The 26,326-nt window shown below is 57.9% G+C and carries 29 protein-coding genes, 1 tRNA gene and 1 pseudogene; 10 read left to right on the forward strand and 21 right to left on the reverse strand.

What is annotated here, in order from left to right:
* Positions 1 to 73: 73 nt before the first annotated feature.
* A complete protein-coding gene (locus tag ACIN8IBEIGE_RS13655; protein ID WP_160015107.1) occupies positions 74 to 1,507 on the forward strand; it encodes a M48 family metalloprotease in 1,434 nt (477 codons plus the stop codon).
* A gap of 60 nt (positions 1,508 to 1,567) precedes the next feature.
* Here ACIN8IBEIGE_RS13655 and nadA read toward each other — a convergent pair whose 3' ends face one another.
* From nadA to aspS, 16 genes are all read right to left on the reverse strand, one after another.
* The gene (gene nadA, locus ACIN8IBEIGE_RS13660; RefSeq protein ID WP_160015108.1) at positions 1,568 to 2,626 is read right to left on the reverse strand and encodes a quinolinate synthase NadA; all 1,059 of its coding nucleotides are present in this window, start codon (positions 2,624 to 2,626) and stop codon (positions 1,568 to 1,570) included.
* A 169-nt stretch (positions 2,627 to 2,795) separates the two neighbouring features.
* Positions 2,796 to 2,871: transfer RNA gene (locus tag ACIN8IBEIGE_RS13665), tRNA-Lys, on the reverse strand.
* Positions 2,872 to 2,928: 57 nt separating this feature from the next.
* On the reverse strand, positions 2,929 to 3,603 hold the full coding sequence (queC, locus tag ACIN8IBEIGE_RS13670; RefSeq protein WP_160015109.1) for a 7-cyano-7-deazaguanine synthase QueC: 675 nt from the start codon (positions 3,601 to 3,603) through the stop codon (positions 2,929 to 2,931).
* A gap of 1 nt (position 3,604) precedes the next feature.
* Positions 3,605 to 4,252: a 7-carboxy-7-deazaguanine synthase QueE gene (gene queE, locus ACIN8IBEIGE_RS13675; protein ID WP_160015110.1), complete on the reverse strand. Its 648-nt coding sequence runs from the start codon at positions 4,250 to 4,252 to the stop codon at positions 3,605 to 3,607.
* Between the two features lie 323 nt (positions 4,253 to 4,575).
* Positions 4,576 to 5,397, reverse strand: a complete 822-nt coding sequence (gene ybgF, locus ACIN8IBEIGE_RS13680) for a tol-pal system protein YbgF (RefSeq protein WP_160015111.1) — start codon at positions 5,395 to 5,397, stop codon at positions 4,576 to 4,578.
* Positions 5,398 to 5,403: 6 nt separating this feature from the next.
* The gene (gene pal / locus ACIN8IBEIGE_RS13685) at positions 5,404 to 5,898 is read right to left on the reverse strand and encodes a peptidoglycan-associated lipoprotein Pal (protein ID WP_160015112.1); all 495 of its coding nucleotides are present in this window, start codon (positions 5,896 to 5,898) and stop codon (positions 5,404 to 5,406) included.
* A gap of 66 nt (positions 5,899 to 5,964) precedes the next feature.
* Positions 5,965 to 7,263 (reverse strand): Tol-Pal system beta propeller repeat protein TolB, encoded by a 1,299-nt coding sequence (tolB, locus tag ACIN8IBEIGE_RS13690; protein WP_160015113.1) that lies wholly within the window; start codon positions 7,261 to 7,263, stop codon positions 5,965 to 5,967.
* Positions 7,260 to 8,210: a cell envelope integrity protein TolA gene (gene tolA, locus ACIN8IBEIGE_RS13695; protein WP_160015114.1), complete on the reverse strand. Its 951-nt coding sequence runs from the start codon at positions 8,208 to 8,210 to the stop codon at positions 7,260 to 7,262. The genes tolB and tolA overlap by 4 nt, the downstream gene beginning before the upstream one ends.
* Positions 8,210 to 8,662, reverse strand: coding sequence for a protein TolR (tolR, locus tag ACIN8IBEIGE_RS13700; protein WP_090385281.1), 453 nt, complete (start codon positions 8,660 to 8,662; stop codon positions 8,210 to 8,212). Before tolR ends, tolA begins: the two co-directional genes overlap by 1 nt.
* Positions 8,663 to 8,696: 34 nt before the next feature.
* On the reverse strand, positions 8,697 to 9,392 hold the full coding sequence (gene tolQ / locus ACIN8IBEIGE_RS13705; protein WP_090385277.1) for a protein TolQ: 696 nt from the start codon (positions 9,390 to 9,392) through the stop codon (positions 8,697 to 8,699).
* Positions 9,393 to 9,395: 3 nt separating this feature from the next.
* Positions 9,396 to 9,848, reverse strand: a complete 453-nt coding sequence (gene ybgC, locus ACIN8IBEIGE_RS13710) for a tol-pal system-associated acyl-CoA thioesterase (protein ID WP_160015115.1) — start codon at positions 9,846 to 9,848, stop codon at positions 9,396 to 9,398.
* A gap of 52 nt (positions 9,849 to 9,900) precedes the next feature.
* Positions 9,901 to 10,953, reverse strand: coding sequence for a Holliday junction branch migration DNA helicase RuvB (gene ruvB / locus ACIN8IBEIGE_RS13715; RefSeq protein ID WP_160015116.1), 1,053 nt, complete (start codon positions 10,951 to 10,953; stop codon positions 9,901 to 9,903).
* Entirely contained in the window at positions 10,954 to 11,559 is a 606-nt protein-coding gene (ruvA, locus tag ACIN8IBEIGE_RS13720; protein WP_090385262.1) for a Holliday junction branch migration protein RuvA, read from the reverse strand.
* A gap of 23 nt (positions 11,560 to 11,582) precedes the next feature.
* The gene (gene ruvC, locus ACIN8IBEIGE_RS13725; protein WP_160015117.1) at positions 11,583 to 12,107 is read right to left on the reverse strand and encodes a crossover junction endodeoxyribonuclease RuvC; all 525 of its coding nucleotides are present in this window, start codon (positions 12,105 to 12,107) and stop codon (positions 11,583 to 11,585) included.
* Between the two features lie 239 nt (positions 12,108 to 12,346).
* The gene (locus ACIN8IBEIGE_RS13730; RefSeq protein ID WP_160015118.1) at positions 12,347 to 13,096 is read right to left on the reverse strand and encodes a YebC/PmpR family DNA-binding transcriptional regulator; all 750 of its coding nucleotides are present in this window, start codon (positions 13,094 to 13,096) and stop codon (positions 12,347 to 12,349) included.
* Between the two features lie 103 nt (positions 13,097 to 13,199).
* Positions 13,200 to 14,975, reverse strand: a complete 1,776-nt coding sequence (aspS, locus tag ACIN8IBEIGE_RS13735; protein ID WP_160015119.1) for an aspartate--tRNA ligase — start codon at positions 14,973 to 14,975, stop codon at positions 13,200 to 13,202.
* A gap of 292 nt (positions 14,976 to 15,267) precedes the next feature.
* Between aspS and ACIN8IBEIGE_RS13740 the strand changes: the two genes are divergently transcribed.
* The 5 genes and pseudogenes from ACIN8IBEIGE_RS13740 to ACIN8IBEIGE_RS20960 all read left to right on the forward strand — a co-directional run bounded on the left by ACIN8IBEIGE_RS13740 (position 15,268) and on the right by ACIN8IBEIGE_RS20960 (position 18,959).
* On the forward strand, positions 15,268 to 16,386 hold the full coding sequence (locus tag ACIN8IBEIGE_RS13740) for an HD domain-containing phosphohydrolase (RefSeq protein WP_160015120.1): 1,119 nt from the start codon (positions 15,268 to 15,270) through the stop codon (positions 16,384 to 16,386).
* A gap of 148 nt (positions 16,387 to 16,534) precedes the next feature.
* Entirely contained in the window at positions 16,535 to 17,005 is a 471-nt protein-coding gene (locus ACIN8IBEIGE_RS13745) for a Dps family protein (RefSeq protein WP_090385237.1), read from the forward strand.
* A 118-nt stretch (positions 17,006 to 17,123) separates the two neighbouring features.
* Positions 17,124 to 18,191, forward strand: a complete 1,068-nt coding sequence (locus tag ACIN8IBEIGE_RS13750; protein WP_160015121.1) for a GGDEF domain-containing protein — start codon at positions 17,124 to 17,126, stop codon at positions 18,189 to 18,191.
* 165 nt (positions 18,192 to 18,356) lie between these two features.
* Positions 18,357 to 18,677, forward strand: a pseudogene (locus ACIN8IBEIGE_RS21060) (cold shock domain-containing protein membrane protein); the annotation flags it as partial.
* Positions 18,678 to 18,734: 57 nt separating this feature from the next.
* Positions 18,735 to 18,959: a cold-shock protein gene (locus ACIN8IBEIGE_RS20960; protein WP_169852850.1), complete on the forward strand. Its 225-nt coding sequence runs from the start codon at positions 18,735 to 18,737 to the stop codon at positions 18,957 to 18,959.
* A 54-nt stretch (positions 18,960 to 19,013) separates the two neighbouring features.
* Here ACIN8IBEIGE_RS20960 and ACIN8IBEIGE_RS13760 read toward each other — a convergent pair whose 3' ends face one another.
* Positions 19,014 to 19,220 carry a SlyX family protein gene (locus ACIN8IBEIGE_RS13760; RefSeq protein WP_160015123.1) on the reverse strand — a complete coding sequence of 69 codons (207 nt, stop codon included), beginning with the start codon at positions 19,218 to 19,220 and terminating at the stop codon, positions 19,014 to 19,016.
* Between the two features lie 3 nt (positions 19,221 to 19,223).
* Positions 19,224 to 19,649 (reverse strand): HIT domain-containing protein, encoded by a 426-nt coding sequence (locus ACIN8IBEIGE_RS13765; protein ID WP_160015124.1) that lies wholly within the window; start codon positions 19,647 to 19,649, stop codon positions 19,224 to 19,226.
* Between the two features lie 746 nt (positions 19,650 to 20,395).
* On the opposite strand from ACIN8IBEIGE_RS13765, the gene ACIN8IBEIGE_RS13770 reads away from it, so the two are divergent.
* A complete protein-coding gene (locus ACIN8IBEIGE_RS13770; RefSeq protein ID WP_160015125.1) occupies positions 20,396 to 21,682 on the forward strand; it encodes an OprD family porin in 1,287 nt (428 codons plus the stop codon).
* A 65-nt stretch (positions 21,683 to 21,747) separates the two neighbouring features.
* On the opposite strand, the gene ACIN8IBEIGE_RS13775 is transcribed toward ACIN8IBEIGE_RS13770, so the two are convergent.
* Entirely contained in the window at positions 21,748 to 22,155 is a 408-nt protein-coding gene (locus tag ACIN8IBEIGE_RS13775; RefSeq protein WP_160016386.1) for a PaaI family thioesterase, read from the reverse strand.
* A gap of 116 nt (positions 22,156 to 22,271) precedes the next feature.
* Between ACIN8IBEIGE_RS13775 and ACIN8IBEIGE_RS13780 the strand changes: the two genes are divergently transcribed.
* The 3 genes from ACIN8IBEIGE_RS13780 to ACIN8IBEIGE_RS13790 are packed head-to-tail and all read left to right on the forward strand — an operon-like array spanning position 22,272 to position 25,546.
* Entirely contained in the window at positions 22,272 to 23,987 is a 1,716-nt protein-coding gene (locus ACIN8IBEIGE_RS13780) for a proline--tRNA ligase (RefSeq protein ID WP_160015126.1), read from the forward strand.
* 26 nt (positions 23,988 to 24,013) lie between these two features.
* The gene (locus tag ACIN8IBEIGE_RS13785; RefSeq protein WP_160015127.1) at positions 24,014 to 24,967 is read left to right on the forward strand and encodes a hypothetical protein; all 954 of its coding nucleotides are present in this window, start codon (positions 24,014 to 24,016) and stop codon (positions 24,965 to 24,967) included.
* A 6-nt stretch (positions 24,968 to 24,973) separates the two neighbouring features.
* A complete protein-coding gene (locus ACIN8IBEIGE_RS13790; protein WP_160015128.1) occupies positions 24,974 to 25,546 on the forward strand; it encodes a transglycosylase SLT domain-containing protein in 573 nt (190 codons plus the stop codon).
* Positions 25,547 to 25,552: 6 nt separating this feature from the next.
* Here the strand turns inward: ACIN8IBEIGE_RS13790 and ACIN8IBEIGE_RS13795 are convergent, their stop codons facing one another.
* Positions 25,553 to 25,828, reverse strand: a complete 276-nt coding sequence (locus tag ACIN8IBEIGE_RS13795) for an acylphosphatase (protein WP_160015129.1) — start codon at positions 25,826 to 25,828, stop codon at positions 25,553 to 25,555.
* A gap of 3 nt (positions 25,829 to 25,831) precedes the next feature.
* On the reverse strand, positions 25,832 to 26,311 hold the full coding sequence (locus tag ACIN8IBEIGE_RS13800; protein WP_160015130.1) for a TlpA disulfide reductase family protein: 480 nt from the start codon (positions 26,309 to 26,311) through the stop codon (positions 25,832 to 25,834).
* Between the last annotated feature and the right edge of the window lie 15 nt (positions 26,312 to 26,326).

Here is a 26,326-nt window from a genome sequence, read left to right on the forward strand (position 1 = left end):
AGGCCGCACAACCCTGGCCAGCACAGCCGCCAGCCAGCTACAGTAGCGCCTTTGTTCGACACGAGCTTTGTGCATGAGCCTTCTGCGCCCTACCCTGTTGACGCTGGCCTGCCTGCTGGCAGCCCCCGCCATAGCCAGTGACCTGCCCTCCCTTGGCGATGCCAGTTCCGCCATCGTCTCACCACAGCAAGAACACCAGCTGGGCCGCGCCTGGTTGAGCCTGGTACGCGGCCAGGTCAGCCAGCTCGACGATCCGCAGCTCAAGGACTTCGTCGAAACCAGCGTGTACCGCTTGAGCGAAACCAGCCAGCTGCAGGATCGTCGCCTGGAGTTCGTTCTGCTCAACAGCCCGCAGATCAACGCCTTTGCCGCGCCAGGCGGGATTGTCGGGGTCAACGGCGGCCTGTTTCTCTATGCGCAGACCGAAGCCGAGTACGCCTCGGTTATGGCTCACGAACTGGCGCATTTATCACAACGCCACTTCGCTCGAGGGCTGGAAGCGCAGCAGCGCATGCAGATCCCGGTGATGGCCGGCCTGCTCGCCGGCATCGTGGCAGCCGCCGCCGGCGCGGGAGATCTAGGCATCGCAGCCATTGCCTCGACCCAGGCCGCCGCCATGCAAGAGCAGCGGCGCTTCTCTCGACAGAACGAGCAGGAAGCCGACCGCATTGGTCTGGTCAACCTGGAAAAAGCCGGCTTCGACCCACGCGCCATGCCCAGCATGTTCGAGCGCCTGATGCGCCAGTACCGCTACGACCGTAAACCGCCGGAATTCCTCCTGACCCACCCCGTGTCGGAATCGCGTATCGCCGACACCCGCAACCGCGCCGAGCAGTACAACGCTTCAGGGATCACTGACAGCGTGCGTTACCAGCTGATGCGCGCCCGCGTGCAACTGACCTATGAAGAAACCCCAGGAGTCGCCGCCAAACGTTTTCGCAGTATGCTTGACGAAAACCCACAGCTGGAAGCCGCCCGCTACGGGCTGGCGATTGCGCAGATAAAAAGCGGCCAACACAAGCAGGCCCGCGAGTCCCTGCAACCGCTACTGGCGAACTCACCCAATGATGTGGCCTACAACCTGGCCCAGATTGAACTGGATATGGCCGCCAATCGCCTGAGCGAGGCGCAAAGCCGGACTACCCGACTACTGACCCTCTACCCGAACAACTACCCGGTCAATCAGACACATATCGACCTGCTGATGAAGCAGGGTCGCATTCAGGAAGCCGAACGCGCCCTCGACGACATGCTGAAGAGTCGCGGCAAGGACCCGGACGTCTGGTACCAGGTAGCCGAAGTGCGCGGCCTGAGTGGTAACACCATCGGCCTGCATCAAGCTCGCGGGGAATTCTTCGCCCTGGTCGGCGACTACAAGCAGGCCCTGGAACAGCTCGACTTCGCCAAGCGCCGCGCCAGCAACAACTTCCAACTGGCTTCACGGATCGACGCCAGGCAGCGCGAGCTAATGGAAGAACAGCGCATCATCGAGCAGATGCTTCGCTAGTACTGCCCGCCCGAGAAACGAAAAAGCCAGGCAAATGCCTGGCTTTTTTATACCGCTCGCTTAAGCGTTGCCGCTCAGCTTGAGCCGTGCAGCCTGGGTGAAATCGAGCATGCGCTTGAGCGGCTTGATCGCCTTGGGGATCAATGCCGGATCGACGAATATCTCGTTGCTGCCCTCACGTAAGCATTCCAGGGTACGCTGCAGGGTATTCATAGCCATCCACGGACAATGCGCACAACTGCGGCAGGCGGCACCATTGCCGGCAGTCGGGGCGGCGACAAACTCCTTGTCCGGGCACAGCTGCTGCATCTTGTAGAAGATGCCGGCGTCGGTGGCGACGATAAAGGTCTTGTTCGGCAAACGTTGCGCAGCAGCGATTAGCTGGCTGGTAGAGCCCACAGCATCGGCCAGATCGATCACTGCCGTCGGCGACTCCGGGTGAACCAGCACGGCGGCATCCGGATACAACGCCTTCATGTCTGCCAGCTGCTTGGCCTTGAACTCTTCGTGAACGATGCACGCACCGTCCCACAGCAGCATGTCGGCGCCTGTCTTGTTCTGGATATAACGGCCCAGATGCTGATCCGGTGCCCAGATGATGCTTTCACCGTTGTCCATCAGGTGCTCAACGATCTCCACCGCACAGCTGGAGGTCACCACCCAATCAGCCCGCGCTTTCACCGCCGCCGAGGTATTGGCATACACCACCACCGTGCGCTGCGGATGCTGATCACAGAACGCCGAGAACTCCTCTACCGGGCAGCCCAGATCAAGCGAGCAGGTCGCTTCAAGCGTCGGCATCAGCACACGCTTTTCTGGATTGAGGATTTTCGCCGTTTCGCCCATGAATTTAACGCCGGCTACCAGCACCGTCTGCGCCGGGTGTTGGTTGCCGAAGCGGGCCATTTCCAGCGAATCGGAAACGCAGCCGCCGGTTTCCTCGGCCAGCGCCTGCAACACCGGATCGCAGTAATAGTGCGCCACCAGCACGGCGTTCTGCTTTTTCAGTTCGGCAGCAATCTCGGCACGGTAAAAAGCCTCTTGCTCAGGTGTCAGCGGCTTGGGCTGCTTGGCATCGAGATGGGCTTGTACCAGCAGGCGTTCGGAAATCTGGGTCATGTCATCAGGCTCTGAATATGCTTTCAGTGCAGCGAGTATACCCGCCTGGATAGCGACGAAGCAGGCAGCTTGCATCCACGCAAAGACGGTAAAAGTTACAGGTACAAAAAAGCCCGAAAATTCCTTTAACAGAACTTTCAGGCTTCTTGACCTTCCGAGGAAGGAAATATGGTGGGTCGTGTGGGATTCGAACCTACGACCAATTGGTTAAAAGCCAACTGCTCTACCAACTGAGCTAACGACCCGACGCGAGGCGCATGATACTGATTTAATTCAGAAATTCAACACTTCGCGAAAACTTTTTAGAAATAACGAGTGGGATCTACCAGCCCGGCAGTAGCAAAGCCCGCCGCACGCAGGCGGCAGCTGTCGCATTTTCCGCAGGCGCGGCCCTGATCATCAGCCTGATAACAGGAAACGGTCAGCGCGTAGTCGACGCCATGTTGAACCCCAACCTGGACGATCTCGGCCTTACTCATGGCCTGCAACGGAGCCTGAATACGGAAGCCCTGCCCTTCGACACCAGCCTTGGTGGCCAGGTTAGCCATGCGCTCGAAGGCCTCAACAAACTCAGGGCGGCAATCGGGGTAACCGGAATAATCCACCGCGTTCACACCGATAAAAATATCCCGAGCGCCCAACACCTCGGCCCAACCCAGCGCAAGCGACAGGAACACGGTATTGCGCGCCGGCACGTAGGTCACCGGAATGCCCTCGACCGGGCTTTCCGGCACCTCGATGCTCGAATCAGTCAGCGCCGAGCCACCCATGCCATTGAGGTTCAGGCCGATCACCTTGTGCTCGACCACACCCAATTGCCGCGCCACCTGTTCGGCCGCCTGCAACTCGGAGCGATGGCGCTGACCGTAATCAAAACTCATGGTGTAACAGCTGTAGCCATCGGCCTTGGCCAACGCCACCACGGTGGCCGAGTCCAGGCCGCCTGACAGCAGGATTACCGCTTTCTTATCGCTCATATCAATGTCCCGGCTCATCATTCCAGAGAATCTTGTGCAGCTGCATCTGCAGGCGAACTGGCAGGTTGTCGGCAATGATCCACTCGGCCAGCGAGCGTGCATCCAGCTCATGATGACTGGGTGACATCAACACCTCGCTAACCCGCTCAGCCAGGCGATACTGAATCAGCTTGCTCACCGCCCAGTCATAGTCTTCACGGGAGCAGATCACGAACTTGACCTGATCATTCGGCGTCAGCAGCTCGATATTCTCGTAGCGATTGCGCGCAACTTCCGCCGAGCCTGGGGTTTTCAGGTCAAGGACCTTGCTTACCCGCGGGTCGACCGCCGACACATCCAACGCGCCACTGGTTTCCAGTGACACTTCGTAGCCGGCGTCACACAGACGCTTGAGCAAAGCAATGCAGTTGGGTTGCGCCAATGGCTCACCACCGGTCACGCAGATATAACGCGGCTTGTAGCCGGCAACCTGCTCGAAAATGGCGTCCAGCGACATGATCTCGCCACCACTGAAGGCATAGGCGGTGTCGCAGTATTGGCAACGCAGAGGACAGCCGGTCAGGCGAACGAACACAGTCGGCAAGCCGGCGGTGCGCGTCTCGCCCTGCAGCGAGTAGAAAATCTCGGTAATGCGCAGGGTATCTTGCATATCAGCCACGGGCGTGACAGCTAAACAGGCTGTCCGCCTCCGTTGCGGGAAAAGGGCCGCGGATTGTATACGAAATAGATTCCGGGGGAAATTCCTAACGCCACACAGCTACGACCCGAAGGCTGGACGCAGGGAATGGTTGGCCATAAGAAACTGCCGGGAGCATTTTTTAACGTCGCGCAGCGACAGCCCGGAGGGTGGACCTCAAAGATGACTGATCATAAGACTCATCACACCGCATGACGACGCGCCAGAGACGCAGTGAAAATTCACCAATAAAAAACCCGCGCCATGCGCGGGTTTCTTGATCAGGCATTCAGCACTTAAGGTAAACGCTGCAGATCGCGCTGCGCCAACTGAGCCGCTGAACTCCCCGGGTACTGCGCAATCACCTGCTGCAGAATGCCCCTGGCCTTGTCGCTATTGCCCAGACGCTGTTCAACATCAGCCAGTTTGAACAGCGAGTCCGGCACCTTGGAATGGCTCGGGTAAGTCTGACTTACCCGTGCAAAGGCCTGGCCGGCGCCCTGCAGGTCACCCTTGGCCAGATTTACCTCGCCTAGCCAGTACTGCGCGTTGCCCGCGTACTGGCTATTCGGGTATTTACGCAGGAAGGCTGCGAAAGCCTGGCTGGCCTTGTCGAAATCCTTGACCTTGATCAGGTCAAAGGCAGCCTCGTAAAACAGCTTCTCCTTTGCCGGATCGGCCGGTTCATTACTAGCCGGAGCTTGTGCCTGCCCCGCCGCTGGCGGAGTAGGTGTACCACTGGCATTGATTACGCCAGCAGCTGAGGAATTCTGGCTGGCTGCAGCACTTGCCGCACCACCACTTACACGCCGATCAAGATCCTGATAACGCTCCAGGCTTTCTTGCTTCAGGCGCTGAATTTCATTCTGTTGTTCTTCCAGCGTACCGCGCAGCTGCGCGATCTCTTCCTGCATCTGCTGCAACTGGTTGAACAGCATGCCCTGCGCCGTGACAGGGGCCGCAGCCCCTGTCACGACGGAGGTGCCGGACGTACCGTAACCAGCAGGCGGGTAACTGCTGCCGTAACCGGCATTGTTATCCACCACAGGAACCTCAGCCCACGCCGCAAGCGGCAGGCTGAGCGCCAAAACGGTTAAAGCACGGCGGCACGTACGCATATCGAATTACTTACGCAGTTCGACGCGACGGTTTTGAGCCCAGGAGGACTCGTCGTTACCGGTAGCGATAGCGCGCTCTTCGCCGTAGGAAACCAGTTCCAGTTGAGCCGGGGAAACGCCCTGCAGTACCAGGTAACGCTGCACAGCCTTGGCGCGACGCTCGCCCAGAGCCATGTTGTATTCACGAGTACCGCGCTCGTCAGCGTGGCCTTCCAGAACTACGCGAGCGCCATTGCCTTGCAGGTCTTTGGCGTGCACATCCAGAGCGCGCATGGCCTCTGGCTTCAGGTCGGAGCTGTCGTATTCGAAGTAGAAGGTGGTGATAGCGCGCAGAGCAGCTTCTTCGCTCAGGCTGCTGTCGATACCGCTGTTGGCGTCATAGCCAGTGTTAGGATCGGTAGCGCCTTCGCCAGCAGCGTCGCCGCCTTTCGAGGAACAACCTACGGCTACGGCCAGAGCCAGGCTCAGTGCGGCGAACTTACCAAATTTCAGCATTTCCATCATGTAACTCCTAATGAACCCCAGTGTGTTAAGCAGTATTTCAAACAACAACGGTGTAGCGCCGCATCAGTTCAGGTAAGGGGACCAAGAAGGCTCTCGAACTTCGCCTTGAGCGGTAGGAAGAGGGAGCCTCACACGTCCATTAGTGGACGCTAATACCAAGACTCCCCGACCCTGCTGGCGGGTGGCGTAGATTACCATGGTGCCGTTAGGCGCAACAGTAGGCGACTCATCCAGACTGGTGTCTGAAAGTATCCGCAAATTGCCGCGCTGCAGGTCTTGCGCCGCCACTTTGAACACGGTGTAACCATCCTGGCGGTGGATCATGACCAGGGTTTTTTCATCAGCGGAAAGTTTCGGGTTAGCGTTGTAGTTACCGATAAAGGTCACACGCTCTGCCGAGCCACCATTGATGTTGGTTTTATAGATCTGCGGCTTACCGGAACGATCCGAGGTGAAGTACAGGGTCTGACCGTCCTTACCCCAGAATGGTTCGGTATCAATCGACGGCTGGTTAGTCACGCGGCGCAGCTGGCGAGAGCCCATGTCCATCACATAGATTTCCGGGTTACCGTCACGCGACAGCACAAACGCCAGGCGGTTACCGTCCGGCGACCAGGCTGGCGCGCCATTCAGGCCTTCAAAATTGGTGATCTGCTCGCGGCGACCGGTATCGATATGCTGCACGAAAATGCGCGGACGCTTCTGCTCGAACGAGACGTAAGCGATACGACGACCATCCGGAGCGAACGATGGCGAGAGGATCGGCTCACGCGACTGGAGCAGAGTTACTGCACGGGCGCCGTCATAGTCGGAACGCTGCAGGGTGTAACGGGTGTTATTGACCGCAAAACGCTCGGCAGTCACATACAGCATACGCGTCGAGAACGCCCCCTTGACGCCGGTGAGCTTCTCGAAAGACTGATCGGCGATATGGTGCGCCATGTCACGCAACTGATCGACACTGCCACCCACACTACCGGTCATGACCTGCTGCTGAGTAGTGACGTTGAACAAGGCGAACTGCACCTGCAGACGACCGGCATTCGGCACGATGTTGCCGACCAGGACGTACTGTGCGCCAAGAGCTTGCCAGTCGCGGTAGATCACTTCAGTCGCCTGAGTCGGCAGGCTGATCATGTTCTGTCGAGGGATCGGCTCGAATACGCCGGAGTTACGCAGGTCATTGCCGATGATTTCGGCCATATCCTCAGGCAACACGGTGCCACCTTGCCAGCCAAAAGGCACCACAGCGATGGGCGTGGCACGGTCGGTGCCACTGCTGATCACCAGCGGATCAGCGGCCTGAACGGTGCCGACCAGCATGGTCAGACCGAGCAGAACAATACGCATCAGGGTATTCACAGACCTAAATCCTCCGGTTTGAAGACAGCGCGACGCTGCCGGTAAAGGCGATCAAAAGTGGCGCGGTCCAGCTGCTGCATTTCGGCAATGCGACCGACGTTGCGTACCGCTTGCACGGCCGAGTTATCAAATGGCGAGTCACCACTGGAACGCGTCACGCTGGCATTGGTAATGGTGCCATCGGGCAGCATTTCGATCAGTACTTCTACGCTCATGCCATTACGCGCCGATGGCGGGCGTCGCCATTGCTGGCTGACCAGCATAACAATCAGATCATCCAGGCTTCCGGCGACTTCATCGTCGACAGTATCGGCGATTGCCTGCTGGCGACCGACATCCTCGGACAGCAGCTCAGCCAGTGCGGCTGCCTTCTTGTCTTCTACCGCCTTACGCTGGGCTGCTTCTGCCGCTTTCTTCTTGGCGTCATCAGCCTTTTTCTTCTTCGCAGCTTCTGCAGCGGCTTTCTTCTTCGCAGCTTCTGCAGCTTTTTTCTTGGCATCTTCGGCAGCCTTTTTCTTGGCCGCCTCATCCGCCGCTTTCTTTTTGGCGACATCCGCGAGCTTCTTCTGCTCGGCGGCTTTTTTATCGGCGTCAGCCTTTTTTGCGGCCTCCGCCTTCTGAGCCTCTTGGGCTTTCTTTTGTTCCGCTTCCTTGGCCGCTACTTTTTCCTGCTCGGCTTTTTTCTGTTCAAGCTGTTCGGTTTCGTACACAGGTGCGGTGGTCTTCTTGGTTTCACCCGCGATCTTCTGATTGGTCTGCGTGGTGGCCTGGCTTTGTGATTGCAGCTTGTACAGGGTCGCTTGCACCACCGGCTTGGCCGGCGGCAGGTCCGGGGCAAAGGCAAAGCTGACGAACAACATGGCAAACATGATGACGTGCAGCCCCACAGCCCAGACAACCGGCCAGAATAGACTTTCCGAGGGCGAACGCTCGCGCTGGTCGTGCATCAGGGGGCCTCGGTAATCAGCCCGACGTTACCCACGTCAGCCTGCTGCAAGCCGCCCATGGCCGCCATGATGGTGCCGTAATCAACGCTCTTGTCGCCGCGCACGAACACCTGCACCTGCTTACCGGTTGCCCGGCTCTGGCTGATGATCGCCGTTACCGCGCGGGTCATCTCTTCCAGGGTCAGCGCCTTATCCTGCACGGTATCGACATCAACCTCGGTGCCCATATTCCAGAAATAGGTCTTGTCGGCCTTGATCGAGATGGTCAGCACCTGGGCGTTATTGTCCTGCGGCAAGACCTCACTGCTGACTTGCGGCAGATCGACCTTGACCCCTTGATTAAGCATGGGCGCGGTTACCATAAAGATCACCAGCAGTACCAACATCACGTCGATGTAAGGCACCACGTTCATCTCGGCGACGGGCTTGCGTCTGTTGCGAATTCTGGCCATGGCTTGAAAAACCTGTAATGAGAATGCCTAAGGCTTAGTCGTCGCTGGTGTGGACTTTGCGGTGCAGAATCGCCTGGAACTCATCGGCGAAGGTGTAGTAACGACCGATCAGCATTTCGCCACGGGCGGCAAAGCGGTTATAGGCTATGACCGCTGGAATCGCGGCGAACAGACCGATGGCGGTGGCGATCAGTGCCTCGGCAATACCCGGAGCCACAGTGGCCAGGGTTGCTTGCTGCACCTGAGCCAAGCCGCGGAAGGAGTTCATGATGCCCCACACGGTACCGAACAGACCGATATACGGGCTGGTCGAGCCAACGGTGGCAAGGAACGGCAGGCTCTGCTCAAGCTTCTCTTCTTCACGCGAGATGGCCACACGCATGGCACGCGCCACCGCGTCCATCACCGCATCCGGATCAACACCGGCCTGCTGGCGCAGACGTGAGAATTCTTTAAAACCAGCGCGGAAAATCTGCTCCAGGCCGGAGTCAGGGTCCGGGTTGCTGCCCGCCTGGCGGTACAGCTTGGACAGGTCGATACCCGACCAGAAGCGCTCTTCGAAATTATCCAGGGCACGCTTGGCCGCACGCAGCAATGCGGTGCGCTGAAAAATCATGACCCACGAAGTGACCGATGCGGCCACCAACGTCAGCATTACCAGTTGCACCACCAGGCTGGCGTTGCTGATCAGACTCCACATCGACATGTGGTCAACGGCGTTGGCTTCCACGCTTTACTCTCCTGCTTTAGATGTACCCGCGCCGCCCTGCCCGGCAAAGGCCGCTTGCAGAGCTTGGGGAATGGCCCGGGGTTTCAAATTGTCGGCGCGCACACAGGCCACCATAAACTGCCCTTCACACAGCAGCACATCATCCGTTGCCCGCCTGACCTGTTGACGAAAACGTAGGCTGGCACGGTTTAATTCAATAACTTCAGCGCTTACCAGCAACTCGTCGTCGAGCTTGGCTGGCGCGTGGTAGCGCGCTTCAGCCGAGTGCACAACGAACAACAGGCCCTCCTCGGCCAACGTTGACTGGAGAAAACCCAGATCACGCAGGCACTCGGTGCGAGCCCGTTCCATAAATTTGAGGTAATTGACGTAGTAGACGATGCCGCCTGCATCGGTGTCTTCGAAATAAACCCGACAACGATGGCTGAACGGCGTAACTCCGTTTTGCGCGCGCATACTCTAGTGCCAGCTCCTGATCTTGCCAATCGTCTTCGACAAGTATTTTTTCTTACTCATCATCACGCCCAAACAAGTCAGCCGTGGGCAATTCGCCCATGCGTTTGGGCACATTCAGGCCAAAGTGCAAATACGCATGCCGGGTGACGACTCGGCCACGTGGAGTGCGCATGATATAGCCCTGCTGAATCAGATAGGGCTCGAGCACGTCTTCGATGGTGTGGCGCTCTTCACTGATGGCAGCCGCCAGGTTATCGACACCCACCGGACCGCCATCGAACTTCTCGATCATGGTCAGCAGTAGGCGCCGGTCCTGGTGATCGAAGCCACGCTCATCAACATCCAGCAGATTCAACGCCAGGCCGGCAATCGGCCGGGTAATGTCGCCCTGCCCGCGCACTTCGGCAAAGTCACGCACGCGGCGCAGTAGGCGATTGGCAATCCGTGGTGTACCGCGTGCGCGACGGGCAATCTCGAAGGCGCCGTGGGGCTCGATGGGCAAACCTAGAATCCCCGCCGAACGCATGACAATGGTCGCCAGGTCTTCGGTGTTATAGAACTCCAGACGCTGGACAATACCGAAGCGATCACGCAGCGGGTTGGTCAGCATGCCAGCACGGGTGGTCGCACCGACCAGGGTAAAGGGTGGTAGATCAAGCTTGATCGAGCGCGCAGCCGGGCCTTCACCGATCATGATGTCGAGTTGAAAGTCTTCCATGGCCGGGTACAGCACTTCTTCGACAATCGGCGACAGGCGATGAATCTCATCGATAAACAGCACATCACCCGGTTCAAGATTGGTCAGCAAGGCGGCCAGATCGCCCGGCCGCTCCAATACGGGCCCCGAGGTGCTCTTGATCGAAACATTCATTTCCTGAGCAATGATATTGGCCAGGGTGGTCTTGCCCAGACCGGGCGGACCAAAGATCAGGGTGTGATCGAGCGCTTCACTGCGGCCACGGGCAGCCTGGATAAACAGCTCCATCTGCTCGCGCACACTCGGCTGACCGATGTATTCGGCCAGTTTCAGCGGGCGAATGGCACGGTCAACCTGCTCGTCGCGGTCACGACTGGTGGCGGTAATCAGGCGATCAGCTTCTAGCACTTAAACCATTCCCTTCAGGGCTCGACGAATCATATCTTCACTACTCAAACCGTCCTCCTTAATAGCTGAGACGGCGCGACTGGCTTCCTGGGGTTTGTAGCCGAGCGAAATAAGTGCACTGACTGCATCATTCTCCGCGCTTGTGACTGCACCAGTACCGCGAGGTTCCACCACCAGGGTCGACATGCCCGGCACGGCTTCCCAAGCCTTGAAGCGATCTTTTAGTTCAACCAGCAGGCGTTCGGCGGTTTTCTTGCCGACCCCGGGAATCTTCACCAGCACCGACGTGTCCTGCGCCTGCACACAACGCACCAACTCATCAACTTCCAACCCGGACATCAAGGCCAGGGCCAGTTTCGGGCCAACGCCGTTAAGGCGGATCAACTCACGAAACAGCTCGCGCTCACGCTTCTCGAAAAAGCCATAGAGCAAATGCGCATCCTCGCGCACCACCAGATGGGTGTGCAGGGTCAACGGCTCACCCACCGAGGGCAAACGGTACAGGGTGGTCATGGGCACTTCCAGCTCATAACCCAAACCATTTATATCCACAATTACATGGGGCGGCTGCTTTTCCGCCAGAGTGCCACGCAAACGTCCGATCACCGCTGCTTTCCTTAAAAATCACATTACAAACGAAGGCGACCGGCGCGCCGCTTGGCGCCGACCAGACCATGGGGAATCAGACTCTGCCGGTGATGGGCATGGCACAGGGCAATTGCCAGGGCATCGGAGGCATCGATCTGTGGCTTCTGCACCAGTTTGAGCAAGTGCATGACCATCAGCTGCACCTGCTCCTTATCCGCCCCGCCGGTGCCGGCAATCGCCTGCTTGACCTGGGTGGCGGTGTATTCAGCAATATCCAGCCCCGCCTCGATCCCCGCGACGATGGCCACGCCGCGCGCCTGGCCGAGCTTGAGCGCGGAATCCGGGTTGCGTGCCATAAACACCTGCTCGATGCCCATGGTCACTGGCCCGTAGGTTTCGATGACCTCACGCACCCCGCGAAACACCACTTGCAGACGCTCCGGCATCGAACCGTTGCCTGTACGAATGCAGCCAGAGGCAACATATTCGCAGTTGCGCCCAGTATCACGTACCACACCGTAACCGGTGATGCGCGAACCGGGGTCGATGCCAAGGATCAAGGTCATGCCTTCCGCCCACTCGAGGCACCAGCCACTTAGCCAGCACACTGTCTATTTATCCAGCTCGCGAGTATAGAGCTCGCCTGCGCCCGCGTCATCCAGGTACAGGTTATAAAAATGACCGCGCATCATTCATATAGGGCAGCACCGGCACACCGCTTAGCGCCATGGACAACCACCCATAAAAAAGCCGGAGGAATCAGGCCAATGACCTGAATACCTCCGGCTCGGACAGCCGCAAACAATCAGCCAAGTTGTTCCATGAGCTCGTCAGGAATCTCGGCGTTGTGATAGACCTCCTGCACATCGTCAAGGTCTTCGAGCATATCGATCAGCTTGATGACCTTCTGCGCAGTTTCCAGATCGGTAATCGGTGCACTGATCGACGGGATCATGGCGATCTCCGCCTCTGCAGCTTTGAAACCAGCCACACTGAGCGCCTCGTTGACCCCGTGGAAATCGGCAAAACTGGTGGACACCAGCGCAGAGCCATCCTCGGCCATTTCCACGTCATCGGCACCAGCCTCCAGCGCGGCCTCCATCAAGGCATCTTCGCTCACGCCCGTGGCAAAGCTGATCTGCCCTTTGCGGTCGAACATATAAGCGACCGAACCGTCAGTACCCAGGTTGCCGCCACATTTGCTGAACGCATGCCGCACTTCGGCGGCCGTGCGATTGCGGTTGTCGGTCATGGCCTCAACGATGATTGCCACACCGCCCGGTGCGTAGCCTTCGTAGCTCAGCTCGGCAACGTTGTCGGCTTCGTTATTACCGGCACCACGGGCGATGGCGCGGTCGATTACATCGCGCGACATGTTGTTGGTCAGCGCCTTGTCCACCGCCAGGCGCAGGCGTGGGTTGTCCGCCGGGATCGGACCACCGTGCTTGGAGGCGACCGTCAGCTCACGAATCAGCTTGGTGAAGATCTTGCCGCGCTTGGCGTCCTGGCGCCCTTTGCGGTGCTTGATGTTGGCCCATTTGGAATGACCAGCCATAACTCACTCCGGTTGTTTCACATTCGATTTCGAGGCGTGAGAGTTCGAGTCTCTCAGGCCGCTATAAAGAAGAAGCCTGGTAAACCAGGCTTCTTGTGACGCTTTATTCCGCTTTCGGCTGCTCGCGCAGACGAATGTGCAGTTCACGCAGCGACTTGTTGTCCACCTCACCCGGCGCCTGAGTCATGACGCAGGCCGCACTCTGGGTTTTCGGGAAAGCAATCACTTCGCGGATCGACTGTGCGCCGGTCATCAGCATCACCAGGCGATCCAGGCCGAAGGCCAGGCCGCCATGGGGCGGCGCACCGAACTTCAGAGCGTCGAGAAGGAAGCCGAACTTCTCCTGCTGCTCGTCTTCGCTGATACCCAGAACGCGGAACACGGTCTGCTGCATGGCCTTGTCGTGGATACGGATCGAACCACCACCCAGCTCGGTGCCGTTGAGCACCATGTCGTAAGCACGCGACAGCGCAGCGGCCGGGTTGGCCTCCAGCTCAGCCGGGGTGCACTTCGGCGCGGTGAACGGGTGGTGCATGGCGGTCAGGCTGCCATCGTCGTTCTCTTCGAACATCGGGAAGTCGACGACCCACAGCGGCGCCCACTCACAGATCAGCAGGTTCAGGTCATGACCGAGCTTGATGCGCAGGGCACCCAGGGCTTCGCTGACAATCTTGGCCTTGTCTGCGCCGAAGAACACGATGTCGCCATCCACTGCACCGACGCGATCGAGGATCACATTGATGTTGTCCAGCGGGATGTTCTTGACGATCGGCGACTGCAGGCCTTCGACGCCATTGGCGCGCTCGTTGACCTTGATATAGGCCAGACCTTTGGCACCGTAGATGCCGACGAACTTGGTGTACTCGTCGATCTTGCTGCGCGGCATGCTCGCCCCACCCGGTACGCGCAGCGCGGTCACTCGGCATTTCGGATCGTTGGCTGGGCCAGCGAAGACTTTGAAATCAACATCCTTGAGCTGGTCGGCAACATCCACCAGCTCCAGCGGGTTGCGCAGGTCCGGCTTGTCGGAGCCGAAACGACGCATGGCTTCGGCCAGAGTCATATGCGGCAGCTCACCGAACTCGACGCCCAGCACTTCCTTGAACAGATTGCGCACCATGGTCTCGGTAATGGCCATGATGTCTTTCTCATCGAGGAAGCTGGTCTCGATGTCGATCTGGGTGAATTCCGGCTGGCGGTCAGCACGCAGATCTTCGTCACGGAAGCACTTGGCGATCTGGTAGTAGCGATCGAAGCCCGCCACCATCAGCAGCTGTTTGAACAGCTGTGGCGACTGCGGCAGCGCAAAGAAGCTGCCGGCGTGGGTGCGGCTCGGCACCAGATAATCACGCGCACCTTCAGGCGTGGCACGGGTGAGGATCGGCGTTTCCACGTCGAGGAAGCCGTTGTCATCCAGGTAACGACGGATGCTGCTGGTGATGCTCGAACGCAGTTTCAGCTTGGCCGCCATTTCCGGGCGACGCAGGTCGATAAAGCGATAGCGCAGGCGGGTTTCTTCGCCGACGTCGGTGTATTCATTGAGCGGGAACGGCGGGGTTTCCGCTTCGTTCAGCACTTCAAGCTCATAGCCCAGCACTTCGATGGCGCCGGACGCCATGTTGGCGTTGCCGGCACCAGCCGGACGCAGTCGCACCTTACCGGTGATCTTGACCACGTATTCACTGCGCACCTTGTCGGCAGTGGCGAAAGTTTCGGCACGATCCGGGTCGAATACCACCTGGGCCAGACCTTCACGGTCACGGATGTCGAGGAAAATCACCCCGCCATGGTCACGGCGGCGATGTACCCAACCGCAAAGGGTGACTTCCTGGCCGTCCAGGCTCTCGTTCAGTTGGCCGCAATAATGGCTGCGCATCATGGTGGTGGTCGCTTCTCTTGAGTCTTGAATTCGTTGGGCCGCAGTGACTGCGACGCTCGTTGGCCGGACAACCGGCTGGCGCAGGCGCCATTTTCCGCAATTGTGCTGCCTTTAAGGGGCGCGAAACGATCAGTGGCGCATACGCAGCCCACTATTCGCCCGACAAAACGCGGCAAAGCGCGGGATTATATATGGTTAAGCCGCCACTTGCAGCCGCCGCCCCACGCGCTTTTGCCAGCCCTTCCTATACTCAGCCATGCAGCTATTTGACTGTCGATAAGTGGAGAGGCTTATGGTCACGCCGAACCTGGCTGAAATACCCAGCGATTTGCTGGCCGACTTTCGCCTGGAATCCAGCGAACAATTCCAGCGTTGCGAGCAATTGCTGATCGAGCTTGAGCACGCCCCCGACGACCGCGAGCGCCTGCGCGAGCTGTTTCGCCTGGTGCATACCCTCAAGGGCAACCTGGGGTATATCGGCCTGGATTCGCTGATGAGCGTGCCGCAAGCCATGGAAGATGTGCTGTCGTGCCTGCGAGAGAGCCAATTGCATTTCGATAGCCTGCTGGGCGATATCCTCCTGCTAACTCTTGACCACCTGAAAGAACTCATTCAACACGCACTCGGCGGCCCGCCAGCACAACTCAATGCAGCCCAAAGCAAAGCGCTTAGCCAGGCTCTCAGCGCCCTGGCATTGGCACCAGCGACGCAACAAACCGGCATCCGCAGTGCACTGCTGCAACAACTCGACCCCAGCTCAAAGCCGCCTGCTGCCATTACAGCCGACGAACCTGCAGCTGCCGATTTGCTCAGACGCTACGGCATCGAACCCGACGCTGACCTGCTGTTCTTTGTCGACCTGATGCAAGCCAGCGAACGCCGCTCGCATTTCTGGCAAGGACGCGGCCTGCGCCAGCTGGACCTGGGCCTGGCGATAAACCAGCTGGGCGGTAATCCGGAGCAACCCGAGCAATTGGCGGCAGCCATCTGCCTGCACGACCTGGGCATGGCCTTTCTACCCCTGGATATGCTGCACAAGGAGGCACACTTCAATCGCGAAGAACGCCGGCAGATGCAGTCACACCCGCGCCTGGCCTACGACCTGCTCAAACGCATGCCGCGCTGGGACGCAGCAGCTGAAATCACCCTGCAACACCAGGAGCACGCCGACGGCAGCGGCTACCCCAAAGGACTCAAGGAAATTGAAACCAGCCCCGGCGCCCTGATTATCAACATCGTCGACACATTTGACGCCCGCACCCATGAGCGCGCTCACCAAACCTTGAACAAACGTCCGTTGCTACGCGCCATCCTAGAAATCAACAACCTCGCCGGACGGCAGTTCAGTGCACACTGGGTTGAGCTGTTCAACCAGACGCTGCAACAACACCCAGAGTTGACACATCGCTGAGCCGTAGAAAAATTGAACCCACGCCAAGCCATAGCCTCCAACCATCACTTTCATTGATATAAACCACGTTAAAGCTCGGTAAAGCCCATGGTAGTCTCTGCCCATTAGCGGGCAGCCAAGCCCCGAGCCACCTGAGAGGAGAAATGGTATGGACATCAACATCGGAATCGCCGAACAAGACCGCGCCGCCATCGCCGAAGGCCTGTCGCGCCTGCTTGCCGACACCTACACCCTGTACCTGAAAACCCACAACTTTCACTGGAACGTCACCGGCCCGATGTTCAACACCCTGCACCTGATGTTTGAAGGCCAGTACACCGAACTGTCGCTGGCTGTCGACCAGATTGCCGAACGCATCCGCGCCCTGGGCTTCCCGGCACCCGGCACCTACGCCGCCTACGCCCGCCTGTCCTCTATTAAGGAAGAGGAAGGCGTGCCGAACGCACAAGACATGATCAAGCAGCTGGTTCAAGGCCAGGAAGCCGTTGTGCGCACCGCTCGCGGCATCTTCCCCCTGCTGGACAAAGTCAGCGACGAGCCCACCGCGGACCTGCTGACCCAGCGCATGCAAGTTCATGAAAAAACCGCCTGGATGCTGCGCAGCCTCCTGGCAGCCTAGGTATATAGGTAAATAGACAAATTACGTAAAAGGCCCGTACCCATGGGCCTTTTGCTAGGCGCTTGCCCAGCAGCTGTTCTATGCTTTGGTCAATTGCAACTTGGCCACAGTGACGTGCATGAACAAACCCGCTAAAGCCCCCAGCATTCTGGAACTGTACCCCGAGGAAACCCGCGACGCTGCGGCGCTTCTGAAGAAGGCGGTACCGCTGATGATGCGCCACGATATTCCACCTAACCCGATGCATTACGCACTCTGGTACACCTACAGCAAAGGCCTGGAGCCCGAACTCAATCGTCGCCTGGACAAAACCGTCACCGACTTCGACAGTTTCCCACCGGAGACTGCGGCCAAGCTGTTTCGCGACTACATCATCCATGGCGAACTCGAAGAAGCCCGCGCTGGCCAACAGCAGGTGATTGAGTTGGTCGATGACATCGAAGGCAATGTGTCACGCAGCATTATTGGCAGCCGCAATTACCAGGTCAGCCTGGAACATGGCCTAGCGGCATTGCAGGAGCCCATCATCGACGACCTGCCGAATGTCCTGAACGAGCTGCAGCAAAGCACGCAATTGATGCAGGACCAGCAGGACAAGTTCCTTTATCGCCTGAATGCTGCCCAGCAGGAGATCAAAAGCCTACGCAGCCAGCTTGAACGCGCGCATATCGCTGCAACACTGGACAGCCTGACTCAGGTCTTCAACCGCAACGCTTTCAGCAGACTACTGGAACAAACCCTGAGCACTGAGCATGACGGCGTTGCTCTGGTGATGCTAGATATCGACCATTTCAAACAGTTCAACGATCAATACGGCCACCCACTGGGTGATCGCGTACTGCAGCACGTTGGCCAATTGTTGCGCGACCTACTACCGGCACGCGCCATGGCTGCGCGTTATGGCGGCGAGGAGTTCTGCATCATCCTGCGCGATTGCTTTGACAACGCCACGGCTTACGCCTTTGCCGAACAATTACGCCTGAAGATCCAGTCACTGCGCATTAAAGTGCGTCGCACCGACGAAGTACTGGACAGCATTACGGCCTCCTTCGGCTTTGCCCTTGCAGAACAAGGCGATACGCTGGAAACCCTGCTCACCCGAGCTGACGATGCGCTTTACCAGGCCAAACGCAATGGACGCAACCAAGTAAGCCCCATTCCGAGTGAAACAGCGCTCAGTGCTTGATTGAGAACCCCACCTCTTTACTGTTAAATACGCCCCGTGCCGCTGAACCACATTCAGGGTTCAGCGCATAGGCTGGCACCACGCGCTTTTAGTCCTCCCCTGCAACGCCAAATACGCGCAACCAGCCCTCCTGTTGACTCTTTAAATTAAGCGAGCTCATCGAACATGTTGAAAATTGTCCACCTTCTGACGGGCGCTCTCGCCCTGCTGCTTTCTTTTGTTCCATCCTTCGGTAACACAGCACATTCATTCCTAGAGCAACCCAACGCACTGTGCCTCACCTTGTTCGGCCTGCTAAACCTGCTGCTTGCCCCACAGCTACCCATCTGGCACGCCGGCCTACGCCATCAAGCGCAAAATCTGGTGTCCGCCTTACTGGTACTCGGCACCCTACTCCAAGCCTTGGTTCTGCTCGCCCCACTGCCAGTAATTGCTAACCAACCGGCCAGCCTGTTCAGCCTGCTGATCATCGCAGCGGCCGTAGCCGTACACCTGGCAGCCAACCTACGCCTGAAATCACGCAACACCTCAAGCTCGCAGGATCTGGGCGACCGTGAGACAGGCACAGTGAAATGGTTCAACACCTCGAAAGGTTTCGGCTTTATCTCCCGTGACTCGGGCGACGATATTTTCGTGCACTTTCGTGCCATTCGTGGTGAAGGCCACCGCGTACTGGTCGAAGGCCAACGGGTCGAGTTTGCCGTAATGCAACGCGACAAAGGCTTGCAAGCCGAAGACGTCATCGCCGCGCTGCCTGCGCGACGTTAAGCGCATAAACGCAAAAGGCCCGCACACTGCGGGCCTTTTGCGTTTTATAGCCAATCAATAATGCGGCGGAGGTGCCTCATCCTCAGCCATACCGAACTGCGAACTCACCTCATCCTGACGCTTGATCAACGCAGCCACCTGCAGCTGCAAGCGCTCCAGAAGCCGCTGTTGCGCCACCAGCGCATCATTAAGCGCCTGAATAGTGTCGTCCTGAAAAGCCAGCCGGCTTTGCAAATCGTTGATGCGCTCTTCTATTTCCACCAGTCAACTCTCAGCAAAACAAAAATCCCCGGTCAAAACCAGGCGTAAACGGGCTTTCAACGCAGCCAATTGCTCAGGCGCATAAGCCTGCGCCGGATGCTTACCCCAAACGGGCGCTGGCCAAGCCGCATCCTCGCGACACCGCACGATGACATGCATATGCAGCTGACTGACCATATTGCCCAAGGTCGCGACATTCATCTTATCTGCCGCAAAACAATCTTTGAGCACCTCGGCAAGTGCAGTGGTTTCCCGCCAAAGCTGCAGCTGATCGGCCGCATCCAACTGAAACAACTCGCTGACATCTTCACGACGCGGCACCAGAATAAACCAGGGATACTGCGCATCATTCATCAACAGCAAACTGCATAACGGGTAATCACCCAACCAAACAGTGTCCTGCTGCAATCGCGAATCCAGAGCAAACATAACCATCTACCTTTAAGAAAAACCCACCACCTCAGTTCTAGCTGAAATCGAACAGATCAAGCGGTGACATCTAAAACCTGACCAACCTACAGGCAGCCAAACCAAAGCCAGTAAACACCGGCAGCGCAGGATACGCCGAAGCTGAAAACACGGCACCCTCAACCACCCCACGCACCAATAGACAGCACACAACAGAACCACCTCAAACAAGCGCACCAAAACTGTTCCCTTCGGTAATCCCCACGCAGCAGCCAAATGCCACACGACCACCACATGACAGCAAGCGACTGAAAACAAAGCAGAAGGCGCCAACAAAAAAACCTTTCGCTGACAACAAAATCAGAGATAACCACTAAAAAAGCATCAACAAACCAATGCAAACCCCGAGAACCATGGACAGACGAGCAAAATCCAGGATAAAAATCTGGCTTTCCGGATTTTGTGCACGACTATTGCTAAGCAATCCATGATGAAGAGCACTGCACCGTTTAGCTGCCAAAAGCAACCAGCGAGCAGGCACAAAAATCCGTCAGCCTTGACTTCAAGCACGCCAGCAGCATCTACAAAAATGCGACATACTTCATAAGCTTTTGCGACACGGCCGTGAAGAAATCGTAATGAATAGATTGCAACTATCGCCAACATTGGCAGCGTGCTATAAGTTACCGCCGACACAAAAAGAAAGAGTCGTCCATATAACAACCAGCCGGACGGCGCAACTTTTCTAAACCAAAGGAGCAATCACGATGCAAGTGATGAAGTGGAGCGTAATCGCCCTCGCAGTAGCAGCGGGCACCACCCAAATGGCAGTGGCATCCAGCCAGTCCGAATCCAAGGGCATTGTTGAAGACAGCAGCTTCAATATCTTCAACCGCGTCCTATATCAGAACCGTGATTTCCGTAATGGTCCAAACTCCGCCAGCACCTCAGCTAATAAAGCTGGCTACCGTGAAGAGACAGGCCTGGGCATTCGCCTGCTACTTGAGTCTGGCTTCACTCAAGGCACCGTCGGCGTTGGCTTTGACGCTCACTCTCTGAGCAGCATCAAGCTGGACAGTGGCCGTGGCCGCGTAGGTACTGGCCAATTCGGCAAAACCGATGAAGGCCGTGGCGATGACACCCAGACTGAAGTCGGCGGCGCCATCAAATTCCGCGTTTCCGACACCGTTCTGAAACACGGCAACATGTTCACCGGCAGTCCGGTATTCTCTACCGACGATAGCCGCATTCTGCCTGAAGTCGCCACTGGCACCCTGCTTACCAGCAACGAGATCGAAGGTCTTGAGCTGACCGCAGGTCGCTTTACAGCACTGAGCAGCCAAACAGGCAGCAGCCGCGACGATATTAATGGCAAGGGCGAAGCAGGACTCACCTCTGCCGACATCATTGGTCTGTCTTATGCTGTGAGCGACAATCTGAGCGTTGCAGCACATGCCTCTGACGTCGAAGATTACTGGAACAAGTACTACGGCAATGTTAACTACAACATGCCGCTAGCTGAGGACCAGGCACTGAACTTCGACTTCAACATCTATAAAACCGAATACGACAAGCAGTACACCAATACCTCCAGCGAACAAGACAACACCATCTGGAGCCTTGCGACTAAATACAGCATGGGCGCACACGGCTTCACTGTCGCCTACCAGCGCTCCAGCGGCGACCGCGGCTACGATTACGGTGTTGACGGTGGCGGCACTATCTGGCTGTCGAACTCGGTTCAATACTCCGACTTCAACGCTGAAGACGAGACATCCTGGCAGGTTCGTTACGACCTCAACATGGCCGAGTACGGTGTACCAGGCCTTAGCTTTATGACTCGTTACATAGCCGGCGACAACATTGTTACTGATACCAAGTCGGACGTTGAAGAACGCGAGCTTGACATCGAAGCCAAGTATGTCATTCAAGAAGGCGCTGCCAAGGACCTGTCCTTCCGCATCCGCAATGCCTTCTACCGTGCAGACAAAGCCTATGGCGGTGACATCAACGATTTCCGCCTGATCGTTGAATACCCACTGAGCGTTCTATAATTCAGACCGTTTAGCTGGTAAAGAAAGCCCGACCTAGGTCGGGCTTTTTCTTATCTGCTGAAAACTTACAGTGGTAATGCATAAGTACCCGTCACATGCGCCACCAACTCATCTTCATTACCCTGCGAATACACCGACACTTCGCAAACAGCCTGCCTACGACTCAATCTCAATATCCGCGCCTCAGCCAATAGATCAACCGGCCTAGGTTTAACCAGAAAGTTGATATTCAAGTTAGATGTCACAGCCATTTCCACCCGACCAAGACTGCCGAGTACCACCGCATACATCGCCGCATCTGCCAGGGCCATAATGGTCGGGCCGGACAAGGTGCCGCCGGGGCGAATCAATTTGCTGTGAAATGGCACCCGCGCCAGTGCCCCCTCTGTATCCAACCGATCAATACACAAGTTAATGTCTTCTGCCATCGGCAGCCCTGCCCGAATCAGCGCCTGAACCTGTTCCGCCGTCAATATCGACACACTCCCCCTCCTTTTATAAGCACACGCCAGCCTCCTGTACGCATCTGTACAGGCACCGTACAATGCGGGCCATTCAAAATCTCTTGCAACCGACAGAACAGCCAAATATGCGTACCAGCCAGTTCCTGCTCTCGACTCTGAAAGAAACCCCATCCGATGCCGTAGTGATCAGCCATCAGCTGATGCTGCGTGCCGGCATGATCCGCAAGCTGGCTTCCGGCCTGTACACCTGGCTGCCCATGGGCCTGCGCGTGCTGCGCAAGGTTGAGAAGGTCGTGCGCGAGGAAATGAATGCCGCTGGCGCACTGGAAGTGTTGATGCCTGGCATTCAGCCGGCAGAGCTGTGGCAGGAGTCCGGGCGCTGGGAACAATACGGCCCGGAATTACTGCGCATGAAGGATCGTCACGGCCGCGATTTCTGCGCCGGCCCGACCCATGAAGAAGTGATCACCGATCTGGCGCGCAATGAGCTGAATAGCTACAAGCAGCTGCCGATCAACCTCTATCAGATCCAGACCAAGTTCCGCGACGAAATCCGTCCGCGCTTCGGCTTGATGCGTGGCCGCGAGTTCATCATGAAGGACGCCTACTCCTTCCACGTTGACCAGGCTTCGCTGCAGGAAACCTATGACCGCATGCATCAGGCCTACTGCAATGTATTCGCCCGCCTGGGTCTGAACTTCCGCCCCGTGCAGGCGGATACCGGCTCGATTGGTGGTACCGGCTCCCACGAATTCCATGTACTGGCCGACTCTGGCGAAGACGATATCGCCTTCAGCGACAGCTCCGACTACGCCGCGAATATCGAGAAAGCCGAAGCCGTTCCGCGCGAAAGCAGCCGTGGCGCAGCCACTGAAAGCATGCGCATGGTTGAAACCCCTGACACCAAGACCATCGATGCGCTGGTACAAGGCTTTGGCCTGGCCATCGAGAAAACCATCAAAACCTTGATGGTGCACGGTGCCAAAAAAGGCACTTTGGTGGCCTTGATCGTACGCGGCGACCATGAACTCAACGAAATCAAGGCCGCCAACCTGGAGCTGGTTGCCAGCCCACTGGTTTTCGCCAACGAAACCGAAATTCGCGCGGCCATCGGCGCCGGTCCTGGTTCGCTGGGCCCGGTCAACCTGCCTATCCCTTGCATCATCGATCGCTCGGTTGCCCTGATGAGCGACTTCGCCTCCGGCGCCAATATCGACGACAAGCACTATTTCGGCGTCAACTGGGAGCGCGATCTGCCGCTGCCGGAAGTAGCGGACCTGCGCAATGTGCTAGCCGGCGACCCGAGCCCGGATGGCAAAGGCACTCTGGAAATCAAGCGCGGCATCGAAGTCGGGCATATCTTCCAGCTGGGCACCAAGTACAGCGAAGCGCTGAACTGCCAGGTGCTCGGCGAAAACGGCAAGCCGGTAACACTGACCATGGGCTGCTATGGCATCGGCGTTTCCCGCGTGGTGGCGGCTGCCATCGAGCAGAACAATGACGACCGCGGCATTCTCTGGAACGACGCCTTGGCACCTTTCCATATAGCCCTGGTGCCGCTGCGTTACGAAACCGATGCCGTGCGCGAAGCCACCGACAAGCTGTATGCCGAGCTTACTGCTGCCGGTTTCGAAGTACTGCTCGATGACCGTGACAAAAAGACCAGCCCGGGCATCAAATTCGCGGATATGGAATTGATCGGCATCCCGCATCGCATCGTAGTCAGTGATCGCGGCCTGGCCGAAGGCAACCTGGAATACAAGAGCCGTAAAGAAACTGAAGCCCAGGCGGTGCCTGTCGCCGATATCCTGAACTTTATCCAGGCCCGCATCAGCCACTGATCTCAGCCCCTTCAGCAAGAGTCGTCATGTTCAAGCGAAACACCCTCAGCCTTATTGCCACCCTTGCAGGTGGCTGTCTGCTACTCAGCGGTTGCGCCAACCAGTTGCCGCAACGCAGCGAGCATGAGGAGCGCGTCGAGCGCAAACTGCTCGATCACAGCCTGCAGATAGATGTGGGTGAACCACGCGTGCTGGAGTTGCCGCAACGCCGCGTACGCGTGCATGAACAGAAGACCTTCGAGGTCACGGCGTTTGACGTGACACGCCGTTACGACCGCTACACCCCCTACCAGCCCTGGCGCGAACTCTATGAAGTGCCGCTGGGAGCACTGGCAGTGGTCGGTGGCATCGGCGCCAACGTGCTCAACGTGGTACTGCTCGGCAGCCTGCCTGATAGCGTCACCAAGGACTGGATCAGTTATGGCTTTGCCGGGCTCAACCCGGCGATGAACGTCGAATCGAACGGCCGCTCACAGCAGAACCTTGCCAGCCTCGAAGAGCGCCGCCAGGATGCGCGCATGGAGTATTCCAGCCTGCCGTGGGCCGAACGCCCGGTGCGGGTCAAAGCCGGCGAGAAGAACCATGAACTGCTCACCGACCGTAACGGCATCCTGCGCCTGAACCTGCTCGACAGCCCGTTTGCCGAAGAAGATGTCACCCTTATCAGCACGCTGCTGCTGACAGTTGAAGATGACCAGGGCTCGGCGCGCGCAGATGCCTCGCTGCTGGTCAGCCGCACCTTGCGCGGCAAGCTGCAGGAAGCCCACGACTTGATTTATGACGACCTTGAGGGCGATGACGTTGCCCAATGGGTGCACCGAGTCAAACGTCTGTCAGAACTGGGACTGGAAGAGGAAGCCAGCGAGCTGGAACAGAGCCTGATCGAACTGACGCGCAACGATCCGGAGCTGCAAAAAATCTTCCTGCATGCCCTGACCAAAGACGCCGGCCGCCTGGTCGCCGATCCTGGCAACGACTGAAACCTCATGCGGCAGCGCCTGGCCTGCGCCCTACTCTGCCTGCTGCTCTGCAGCGCGGCGTATGCGCAAGTGCGCCAGGCACCTGAACCAGAGCTGCGCACACTGCTGCAACAGACCGTAGCCCAGGCCGACAGCTTTCAGGATCGCTTCGAGGCCGAAGTCTGGCTGCTGGATATGTCCACACGCATGCGTCGCTATATTCCGGATGCCGAGCAGCGCCTGAGCCTGCTGCGCCTGGTGCACCGTGAAGCCAGCAAAGCGGGCTTGCGTCCTGATTTAGTGATCGCACTGATTCATGCCGAGAGTCATTTCGACCGTTTTGCTATTTCCTCAGTCGGCGCCCAGGGCATGATGCAGGTGATGCCCTTCTGGAAAGCCGAACTGGGCCGCCCACAGGACAACCTCACCGACAACGCCACTAACCTGCGCTATGGCTGCACCATTCTCAGTTTCTATCTGCGCAAGGAAAACGGCGACCTGAACCGCGCCCTGGCGCGCTATAACGGCAGCCTGGGCAAACACACCTACTCGGCCAAAGTCGTCGGTTTCTGGCATGACTTCTGGTATGTCAAACCCTGAACCGATTCAGCGCCGCACGATAAACCCGGCAATTCCCTGCAACGCCTGATCCTGCAGCTCCAGCGCAGTCACCTCGGCAGCCGGCGGCCCCTGCTCTAACCAGCTTGCCAGCTCAGCCACAGCAGCTTGATCACCTTCGAACAGCACCTCGACCCGGCCATCCACCAGGTTGCGTACCCAGCCGTCGAGATCCAGTCGCTCGGCCTGCTCTGTAGTCGCCTGACGAAAACGTACGCCCTGGACGTAGCCACTGACGTAACCATGTTTGCATATACGCACCACGGCTTACCCCCCCGCCTTGAGCGCGGCCAGACGAGCAAGCAAACCCGCCGCCGTCTGCTCACCCAGCAGGCGCTCACGCATGCGCCCCTGATCGTCGACGATATAGGTCACCGGTAGCACTTCGGCACGCGGTAACTGATAGCGCTCGGCCGGGTCCTGCGCCAGCACGGTAAAGGTAATACCCATGTCCTGTGCCGCCTGGTTCAGTTTCTCACCTTGCAGCGCATCGAAATTCACCCCGAGCACCTGCACGGATTGCTCCTTGAGCTGTTGCTCCAGGACATTGAGTTCGGGAATCTCGGTACGACAAGGGGCGCACCACTGCGCCCAGTAATTAATCACTAACCACTGGCCTTCCAGGCGCTCAACCGCTACCTTTCGTCCATATTGATCGACGCCTATGTCTTCAGCGCAACCGGCCAGAATCAGACCTATGCCTACGCCCGCAACAGCACGAATGATCGCCTGGAAACGCATTCCCATGCATTCGCTCCCTGA

Origin of the sequence: Pseudomonas sp. 8BK, assembly GCF_902506475.1 — a bacterium.
In the GTDB taxonomy this organism is placed as follows: Bacteria; Pseudomonadota; Gammaproteobacteria; order Pseudomonadales; family Pseudomonadaceae; genus Aquipseudomonas; species Aquipseudomonas anguilliseptica.

Coding starts and splice junctions, on each gene's coding strand:
- ACIN8IBEIGE_RS13655 (WP_160015107.1), top strand. CDS start 74: ATGAGCCTTCTGCGCCCTACCCTGTTGACGCTGGCCTGCCTGCTGGCA.
- nadA (WP_160015108.1), bottom strand. CDS start 2,626: ATGACCCAGATTTCCGAACGCCTGCTGGTACAAGCCCATCTCGATGCC.
- queC (WP_160015109.1), bottom strand. CDS start 3,603: ATGAGCGATAAGAAAGCGGTAATCCTGCTGTCAGGCGGCCTGGACTCG.
- queE (WP_160015110.1), bottom strand. CDS start 4,252: ATGCAAGATACCCTGCGCATTACCGAGATTTTCTACTCGCTGCAGGGC.
- ybgF (WP_160015111.1), bottom strand. CDS start 5,397: ATGCGTACGTGCCGCCGTGCTTTAACCGTTTTGGCGCTCAGCCTGCCG.
- pal (WP_160015112.1), bottom strand. CDS start 5,898: ATGGAAATGCTGAAATTTGGTAAGTTCGCCGCACTGAGCCTGGCTCTG.
- tolA (WP_160015114.1), bottom strand. CDS start 8,210: ATGCACGACCAGCGCGAGCGTTCGCCCTCGGAAAGTCTATTCTGGCCG.
- tolR (WP_090385281.1), bottom strand. CDS start 8,662: ATGGCCAGAATTCGCAACAGACGCAAGCCCGTCGCCGAGATGAACGTG.
- ybgC (WP_160015115.1), bottom strand. CDS start 9,848: ATGCGCGCGCAAAACGGAGTTACGCCGTTCAGCCATCGTTGTCGGGTT.
- ruvC (WP_160015117.1), bottom strand. CDS start 12,107: ATGACCTTGATCCTTGGCATCGACCCCGGTTCGCGCATCACCGGTTAC.
- ACIN8IBEIGE_RS13730 (WP_160015118.1), bottom strand. CDS start 13,096: ATGGCTGGTCATTCCAAATGGGCCAACATCAAGCACCGCAAAGGGCGC.
- aspS (WP_160015119.1), bottom strand. CDS start 14,975: ATGATGCGCAGCCATTATTGCGGCCAACTGAACGAGAGCCTGGACGGC.
- ACIN8IBEIGE_RS13740 (WP_160015120.1), top strand. CDS start 15,268: ATGGTCACGCCGAACCTGGCTGAAATACCCAGCGATTTGCTGGCCGAC.
- ACIN8IBEIGE_RS13745 (WP_090385237.1), top strand. CDS start 16,535: ATGGACATCAACATCGGAATCGCCGAACAAGACCGCGCCGCCATCGCC.
- ACIN8IBEIGE_RS13750 (WP_160015121.1), top strand. CDS start 17,124: ATGAACAAACCCGCTAAAGCCCCCAGCATTCTGGAACTGTACCCCGAG.
- ACIN8IBEIGE_RS13765 (WP_160015124.1), bottom strand. CDS start 19,649: ATGTTTGCTCTGGATTCGCGATTGCAGCAGGACACTGTTTGGTTGGGT.
- ACIN8IBEIGE_RS13770 (WP_160015125.1), top strand. CDS start 20,396: ATGCAAGTGATGAAGTGGAGCGTAATCGCCCTCGCAGTAGCAGCGGGC.
- ACIN8IBEIGE_RS13780 (WP_160015126.1), top strand. CDS start 22,272: ATGCGTACCAGCCAGTTCCTGCTCTCGACTCTGAAAGAAACCCCATCC.
- ACIN8IBEIGE_RS13785 (WP_160015127.1), top strand. CDS start 24,014: ATGTTCAAGCGAAACACCCTCAGCCTTATTGCCACCCTTGCAGGTGGC.
- ACIN8IBEIGE_RS13790 (WP_160015128.1), top strand. CDS start 24,974: ATGCGGCAGCGCCTGGCCTGCGCCCTACTCTGCCTGCTGCTCTGCAGC.
- ACIN8IBEIGE_RS13800 (WP_160015130.1), bottom strand. CDS start 26,311: ATGGGAATGCGTTTCCAGGCGATCATTCGTGCTGTTGCGGGCGTAGGC.